Genomic DNA, 1,472 nt, shown 5'->3' on the forward strand with positions numbered 1-1,472 from the left:
CCGCTGAGCTCTTAACGTCCGGAAGCTACTCTCGGCTTGAGGATTCGCTCGATTACAGCTCCCTCAATGACTTGGCCTCGATGAATCATTCTGCAGTTCAGTAGTCGATGCTGGACTTGCGCCTCCAGGCTGATCGCTGACTTCGACGGGTGGGACGGACGTGACGAGCTCTAAATTCGAAGTTACGTTCCGGCTCTCTTGTACCAGTCGGCGCATCTCGGCAAGAGCAAGTTCGACATGTTCCAACCCTACACATTCGCCATCTCCGTACCACCCTCGAGCCCAGACACGCTTAGGCGTCGCACCGTTCTCCGCGCTTCCGGTTGATCACGGATCAATACGAAGCTGCATTCTCAATTCGACTAGGGCATGTCTCCTTTATTGACCATTCCAGGACTGGCACGGTGGAGACGTGACTACACAGCAACGACACCGAGTCTTCACTGATGAGCAGTGGGAGAAGATCGAACCACTTCTGCCCTCAAACGTCGGCAAAAGAGCCCGACCGTTTGAGAACAACCGGCGAATCGTCGAAGGAATCGTCTACCGCTACCGCGCTGGCATCGCCTGGCGTGACCTGCCGCGCGAGCATTTCGGGCCGTGGCAGACAGTATGGAAACGTCACCGCCGCTACGCCGCCGACGGCACCTGGGACCGAGTCTTAGCTCGGGTGCTTTCCGATGCTGATGCTGCCGGTGACATCGATTGGAACATCTCCGTCGATGGCACCATCAATCGTGCTCACCAGCACGCGACGAACACGACACGCCTCGATCAGGACACAGGGGGCTACGTCGAATTACAAAAATCTGCCTGATTCGGAATGTGAACCCGCCGGGCACGGCATCGGTCGCTCACGTGGTGGGCTGACGACGAAGATCCATCATGCCGTCGACGGCAAAGGCCGGCCTTTGGCTGTCGTGGTCACCGGCGGACAGCGCCACGACGGGGTGATCCTGCCGCAGGTGCTGGCTGACATTCGAGTACCGCGGGTCGGCGGTGGTCGTCCTCGCACGTGTCCGGACGCTGTTCTGGCGGATCGAGCGTATGGGTCCAGAGCCAACCGCGACTATCTGCGTTCGCGTGGTATTCGGGCGGTGATCCCGGAGAAGAAAGACCAGATCGCGACTCGTAAGAAGCGCGGTAGCAAAGGTGGGCGGCCGCCGGCGTTCGACGCCGGTGTCTACCGGAACCGCAACGTGGTGGAGCGTTCGTTTGCCTACGTCAAGCAATGGCGGGGGTTAGCGACGAGATACGACAAGCTCGCCATCACCTATCGAGCGGCCGTCGTGATCAGCGCGATCCTGACATGGCTCCGCCAATAAAGGAGACATGCCCTAGATTGCGAAGCGAGTTCACGTCGTAGTCGAAGCATGTCTGCTTGGAATCTGTTAATCGTGAGGTCGGGGGATCGAGTCCCCCTCCCGCTACCGATCAACTCCCTCATCAGGATGACGAATCCGATGGGGGAG

Annotated in this window: 1 protein-coding gene; it reads left to right on the plus strand. The window is 59.2% G+C overall.

Annotated features, from left to right (window positions below):
• The first annotated feature begins 412 nt into the window (after window positions 1-412).
• A protein-coding gene (locus BI49514_RS16165) for an IS5 family transposase (protein WP_236850497.1) occupies window positions 413-1,325 on the plus strand; the annotation gives its coding sequence in 2 pieces (ribosomal slippage) (window positions 413-784 and window positions 786-1,325; 912 coding nt in all).
• Window positions 1,326-1,472: the final 147 nt, after the last annotated feature.

Source organism: Brevibacterium iodinum ATCC 49514 (assembly GCF_900169265.1).
Taxonomy (GTDB): domain Bacteria; phylum Actinomycetota; class Actinomycetes; order Actinomycetales; family Brevibacteriaceae; genus Brevibacterium; species Brevibacterium iodinum.